The following is a 6,000-nucleotide window of genomic DNA, read 5'->3' on the forward strand; positions in this document are numbered from 1 at the left end:
AAGCAATTTACAATTTATTCACATAACTGCCTTTGTCTAATTGATTGGCGCAAAGTAAGGGGGTAACATCCACTCTTTCGGATAAAGAAAATGTCTGTTACTGATTCTCTCCTTGCCTTCTCTCTCGCTGCACTACTGCTCACCCTCACTCCGGGCCTGGATACGGCACTCATTCTACGAACGGCATGTGCTGAAGGTGGAAAGAAGGCTTTTCAGGCAGCTCTTGGAATTGATACTGGCTGTTTTATCTGGGGCGCACTTGTTGCGCTGGGACTGGGAGCGCTGCTGGCGGTGTCAGAGCTCGCTTATACCATGCTGAAAATTTGTGGTGCGACTTACCTTTGCTGGCTGGGTTTACAACTGCTGAGGCGGCCACGTTCATCTTTCAATCACGGCGATGGCGTTAATCCTTCAGCGGGGAACTGGTTTATAAAAGGAATGCTGGGAAATGTACTCAATCCTAAAATGGGTATTTTCTATGTCTCTTTTTTACCTCAATTCATACCTGCCGGGCATTCCCCTTTTGTATGGACTTTTATACTTGTCAGCATTCATGTCGCAATAGGGACAATGTGGTCAGTCACGCTCATTTTATCCACGCACTTTGCATCAGCCATACTGAAGAAAAGCAGTGTTGTCAGGGGAATGGACAGAGCTACAGGAGGATTGTTTTTGTGCTTTGCGGCTAAACTTGCACTCAGCACAAGATAACCTGATTAACGCTAACACAGCTCAGAACGTCCGCTGTGGTCACATAACTGACGTTATGAACGGTGCCCTGTGAAGCTTTTGAAATCAAGCCGATAATACGAAGGCGGCTGTCCCGTGACACGGCGGAACATCGTGGCGAAAGATGATGCATTGTCGTATCCGAGAGTGAGTGCCACTTCATTCACCGGTTTACCTGTTATCAGCAACGTCAGTGCACTGACGACACAGGCTCGCTGTCGCCATGCAGAAAATGACATGCCGGTTTGCCGTAAGAAAAGTCGACGAAAGGTACTGGCGCTCATAAACAGCGTACTGGCCCAGCGCTCAGCAGGGTCATGGATTGAGGGGTTGAGTAAAAACGCCTGACAAAGAGCCAGCAGAGCCGGATGTTGTGGCAGCGGAATATCGAATTCGCGAACCGGCATTTCCGCCAGTTCCAGTAACAGCAGATTTACCAGCGCACGGTCGCGTGCGCTGTCATACATCAGCGGCAAATCCACGGCATCAAGCAACAACTGACGTAACAATGGCGATACGCTGATCACCTTACAGTGTCGATACTTAATCGATCCCGTCACGCATGTTGGTTCAATATATAAGCTACGCGTGGTCACACCTACAAACCGGACAGCGTGAGGGGTTTCGGGTGGGATCCATACTGCATGTTGTGGGGGTACAACCCACTCTCCGTTACAGGTTGAGACGTACATGAGACCCGTTGCACCATACAGCAGCTGCGCGCGGCGATGTTGGTGTTGTGGCAGTATAAATCCCTGCGCATAGTCATTGCCTAACGCCACCACTTCACGATCGAGCTTATCGACATCTTCAATTTTTACGTTGCGCACACCGGTCTCCGTCTGAACGATTTACAAAGGTAATTGAGCGCTGCGCAAATGGGAAGCAGGATGCTACCGGTATAAGCTGCTCGCTCATTTTCAGGTCGGGGATATTCTCTTGAACGATATCGCAATTATTGCACTGGCAGGCTTTACTACCGGTATCACCACGGTGCTCTTTGGTTTTGGGGGCGGTTTTGTCGTGGTGCCATTTGTTTATCAATTGATGCTGCGGCAGTCTGAGCTGGCAGGAAACGCCATGCATATCGCGGTTGCTACCTCAACGGCGGTGATGATATTTAACGCGGGCTGGGTCAGCTATCGAAACTGGCGCGCCGGCAAACTTTCAGCGCAGACATTGTTCCCATTATTATGGTTTATCGCCATCGGGGCTGTCGTGGGTTCCTGTCTGGCGGGAGTCTTCAGCGAGAATATTGTTCGCGCACTGTTCATTCTTTATATGCTGGTAACCATTGGCGATTGTTTGTTGCGCAAAGGTTTTTTTAGCTGCAGTTCCCCGCGTCGCTTGTCACTTTCTGTGGTAACGGGCGGCGGAGTGATCATCGGCATGATAGCCGCATTGCTGGGCGTGGGTGGCAGCGTGATGACAGTGCCATTATTACGGCGACACGGCTATGCGATGGGTGAATGTATTAGCGCTTCTAACCCGCTTTCTCTGCCTGTCGCGCTGTGTGGTGCCGTGACGTATGCAGTCATTGGTTGGCAAAATATTCCGGTGAGCGGATTTCTCGGTTTCATCAGCCTGAAAATTTTAGGCCTGTTGGTACTGACGGGCTGGGCTGGAATAGTTTTTAGCCGTCGGGTTATACCTGCTTTACCTGACATATGGCACGCACGAATCTATGTAATACTGCTGTGCCTGGTGCTACTGGCGATGCTGCTCCAGTAAACCCATCCATCGCGGCGACTACTGGGCTACCTGTACCAACGTCCGCTCCTGGCACAGAGCGGACATTATGAATTTCGGCTATACCCGGCAAATGGATGGCTCTGGCGACAAAAACACTCATCTTCCCAGTGCCGCAACAATTGCCCCCTCCATTTTCTCTGGCGTCGTCATCGGTGCAAAACGCTTGAGCGGCTTACCGTCGCGTCCGATCAGAAACTTAGTAAAGTTCCACTTGATCCGCCCACCCAGCACGCCAGGCAATTCGCTTTTCAGATAACGAAACATCGGATGTGCTTCAGCGCCATTGACCTCAACTTTCCCGAACATGGGAAAACTGACGCCGTAGTTAATGTAACAGGTCTTTGAGATTTCATCGGCGTCGCCGGGTTCCTGCTTACCGAACTGGTTGCAGGGGAAGCCCAGCACCACTAACCCTTGTTCGGCGTATTTCTTGTATAGCGCTTCGAGACCCGCATACTGAGGCGTAAAGCCGCACTGGCTGGCGGTATTGACGACCAAAACCACCTTCCCCGCATAGTCGGCCATTGAGATAAGACTGCCATCCAGGCGGGTGGCGGTAAGCTGATGAAAGCGTGTCATGCTGAAATCCTCAAAGCAGGCCGAAAAGCTGCTATGACCACCCACGCGGCGGCCTCCGTACAGAAAGTTTACATTCAAACAGGCTATTTGTGATACATTCCCGCCGCGCCAATGACCACCACACTCGCTATCAGGTATGCAGAACATCACAAAAAAAATTCGCTGGCTTCTGCTTGCTATCCCATTCCTCAGCGGTTGTGGCACGCTCTCGCAAATGTCCTCCCCGGAAGGTACCCAGGAACTCCTCACCCATGAATCGCTGGATGGCGACGTTGACAGCGTGGTGCGTCACTACATGGCGCAAAAGTCCGTTCCAGGAATGACGGTCGCGGTAATCCATAATCACGGCTCGCCTCAGTTTTACACCTGGGGCGTTACCGATGCGGTCAACCGCTACCCGGTCAGGCCCGATACCCTGTTTGCGCTCGGCTCGCTCAGCAAAGGGATCACGGCGGAAGTGGTGGCCTGTCTGGTGAGTGAGGGGCAACTGAACTGGAACGACAGCCTGGCGACATTGCTACCGCCGGGAACGCCGCTAAGTAAGGATGCACAAAAAATCACCCTGCTGGAGCTGGTAACCCACACCTCCGGCCTTCCGCGCCAGAATATGGACGTTCCGATGCTCGGAAAATTCATCCGCTACTTAGGCACGGGTGATAATTTCTACGGTGAACTGGACAGCGATAACGTGCTGCGTTATCTGGCGAACTGGCGCGCGCCGAGAGATAAAACTCCGCAATACTCGAATACCGGCTACGCCCTGATTGGCTATATCCTGAAGCACAAAACCGGCGAAGATATACAAAGTTTAGCCTCGCGCTATATTTTCCGTCCGCTGCATATGGATAACAGCAGCTTTACGCCCCAGAAGCTCAAAGGATACCCCCAGCGGGCGCTCGGCCACGCGGGCGATCAGCCAAAATTCATCCCGCGCGGGCAGCTTACGCCAGACTGGCATTTTTCCAACAACATGGTGGCGGCGGCAAGCCTGTACAGTAACGCCGAAGATCTGGCGGCCTATGCCCGCTATCACGTCTCTACGACCCACAATCCCTTGCTGGACAGCGTCTTTGACGAAGTCAGAAATACCGATATTCAACGCCCCGACGGGGTGCAGGGCATTGCCTGGACCACCGACTTTATCGGTCTGGAAAAAATCACCTATCAGGTCGGCTATATCGGCGGCTACTCCAGCTTCATCGGCTATGACAAAGAGAAAGGCAATGCGGTGGTGGTGCTGCAAAATATCTTTAACTGGAGCAACTATATTGGCATCGCGCTACTGATGGATATGGCGAAAAAAGACGGCCTTACCCCTACATCGCCGACTTCGGCCTTAAGTTCTCGTCAAACGCCAGCCGTTTCCGGTCAGGCTCAGCCTCGCGCAGCGGCTCAACCTGGTGCATAGTTAGCTTGCAGCGCTCCACCAGCACCTGATACTCCCGCGTGCCCTGCCGCTTCCACGCCATCTCCTGCTCGCTCAGCTCGCGAATCGCTTTCGCCGGGCTGCCGATAATCAAGTGGTTGGCAGGCATCTCCGCTTTCGCCTTCACGAACGCCGCCGCGCCGACGATGCTGTTTTCACCGATCACTGCCCCATCCATCACCACCGCGTTCATACCCACCAGCGCGTTGCGGCGGATGATGCAGCCGTGCAGGATGGCGCTGTGGCCGATATGCCCCTCTTCCTCCACCACCGTGTCCTGCTCCGGGAAACCGTGCATCACGCAATTATCCTGAATGTTCGCGCCATCTTTCACCACGATACGGCCAAAATCACCGCGCAGGCTGGCATTAGGACCAACATAAACGCCTTTACCCAGAATTACGTCGCCAATCAGCACCGCCGTTGGGTGAACATAGCTTTCGTCAGGTACCACCGGCGTCAGACCGTCAATTTGATAAACTGGCATCTTCACTCCTTATGCGCTTGTAAGACCACCAAAGCGTTGATAGTAGAGCGTGCCGGGCACGGGCAGTTCACCCACGGAGGTTTCGCCCTTCTCGCTGACAAACGCCAGCGCCCCCGGCGCGACACGCTGATAGATATTAATGCAGAGCTGTCGGGCGCTTTGCCCCGCCCAGTGCGCGGGCAGTAACTCCTCCGGCAACAGTGGGTCTTTCAGCACCACGCGGCGATAAAAGTGAATCAGCAGCAGCTGGATCTGGAAGCAGCGCTCCGGCGTCAGCTCCTCCGGCGCGGCCTCCTTCAGCAGCGGCAGCAGCGGGCGGAACGAGTTGATAAACGACTCGTACATCGCGTTTTGCTCGGTTAACTGCCAGCACTCTTCCACCCGCGAACGCAGCGCGGCGCGGGAGAGCGCCAGCGGCGAGTGGGCTTCAAAGAAGATCATGTTTTCCGCCACGCCGGCATCGTGAAGCAGGGACTGCACGTCCGCCAGATGCTGGGACGGCGAGGCCATCAGGCTCGGTGCCAGCGTGCCAAATCCTTGCCAGATGAGCTGTTTTTTCACATCCGCGAGCGTAGTTTTATCCAGCCCTTCGGAGAGCAGCAGCAGCCATTTGCCGTCCCAGGCGGGCAGCTCTGCGCGATAAATCTTATTCTCCGCGCGACGCGTCAGCCGTAGCCCCTTATCGCTCAGGCGGTAAAAGCTGCGCCGCCCGATGCGGGAGACGTCCAGCCAGCCCTCTTTGTTGAGGCGAAACAGCGCGGTGCGCACGAAGCGCTCGCCAAATCCCATGCCTTCCAGTAAGGCGGCCAGGCTGCCGAGCCAAATCTCGCCGCCGCGGTGGGAAAGCGCGTCACCGTATAACGAGGAGATAAGCGACGTTCCGCTGACGGGAACCGAGCTGACCGCGTGCTGGATAAAGGCGTCGAGTTTATTCATGTGATTCATTCTTTTGTTATTTTTGTCCTGGATGAATCATAGCATAAGCCCCTCACCCTGGCCCTCTCCCTATGTACGGTCCGGGGACATA

Annotated in this window: 7 protein-coding genes; 3 read left to right on the top strand and 4 right to left on the bottom strand. The window is 54.2% G+C overall.

The genetic code is table 11. The features are described 5' to 3' along the window. Nucleotides 1-90 precede the first annotated feature (90 nt). Nucleotides 91-711, top strand: coding sequence for a LysE family translocator (locus IM265_RS03805; protein WP_045261416.1), 621 nt, complete (start codon nucleotides 91-93; stop codon nucleotides 709-711). Between the two features lie 53 nt (nucleotides 712-764). Here the strand turns inward: IM265_RS03805 and IM265_RS03810 are convergent, their stop codons facing one another. Then, complete coding sequence (locus tag IM265_RS03810) at nucleotides 765-1,559, bottom strand: helix-turn-helix domain-containing protein (RefSeq protein ID WP_028013041.1); 795 nt, start codon at nucleotides 1,557-1,559, stop codon at nucleotides 765-767. A gap of 109 nt (nucleotides 1,560-1,668) precedes the next feature. Here IM265_RS03810 and IM265_RS03815 point away from each other — a divergent pair, with 109 nt between their 5' ends. Next, nucleotides 1,669-2,460, top strand: a complete 792-nt coding sequence (locus tag IM265_RS03815; protein ID WP_032674705.1) for a sulfite exporter TauE/SafE family protein — start codon at nucleotides 1,669-1,671, stop codon at nucleotides 2,458-2,460. A 117-nt stretch (nucleotides 2,461-2,577) separates the two neighbouring features. On the opposite strand, the gene IM265_RS03820 is transcribed toward IM265_RS03815, so the two are convergent. Further along, on the bottom strand, nucleotides 2,578-3,060 hold the full coding sequence (locus tag IM265_RS03820; protein WP_041910173.1) for a glutathione peroxidase: 483 nt from the start codon (nucleotides 3,058-3,060) through the stop codon (nucleotides 2,578-2,580). A 136-nt stretch (nucleotides 3,061-3,196) separates the two neighbouring features. On the opposite strand from IM265_RS03820, the gene IM265_RS03825 reads away from it, so the two are divergent. Further along, entirely contained in the window at nucleotides 3,197-4,468 is a 1,272-nt protein-coding gene (locus tag IM265_RS03825; RefSeq protein WP_193030552.1) for a serine hydrolase, read from the top strand. Here the strand turns inward: IM265_RS03825 and paaY are convergent. Next, nucleotides 4,377-4,973 (bottom strand): phenylacetic acid degradation protein PaaY, encoded by a 597-nt coding sequence (gene paaY / locus IM265_RS03830; RefSeq protein WP_028013037.1) that lies wholly within the window; start codon nucleotides 4,971-4,973, stop codon nucleotides 4,377-4,379. The two genes, IM265_RS03825 and paaY, sit on opposite strands and share 92 nt — an antisense overlap. A gap of 9 nt (nucleotides 4,974-4,982) precedes the next feature. Next, nucleotides 4,983-5,918, bottom strand: a complete 936-nt coding sequence (gene paaX / locus IM265_RS03835) for a phenylacetic acid degradation operon negative regulatory protein PaaX (RefSeq protein ID WP_193030550.1) — start codon at nucleotides 5,916-5,918, stop codon at nucleotides 4,983-4,985. Nucleotides 5,919-6,000 lie beyond the last annotated feature (82 nt).

The organism is Enterobacter cloacae complex sp. P17RS (assembly GCF_014895885.1).
GTDB lineage: Bacteria > Pseudomonadota > Gammaproteobacteria > Enterobacterales > Enterobacteriaceae > Enterobacter > Enterobacter bugandensis.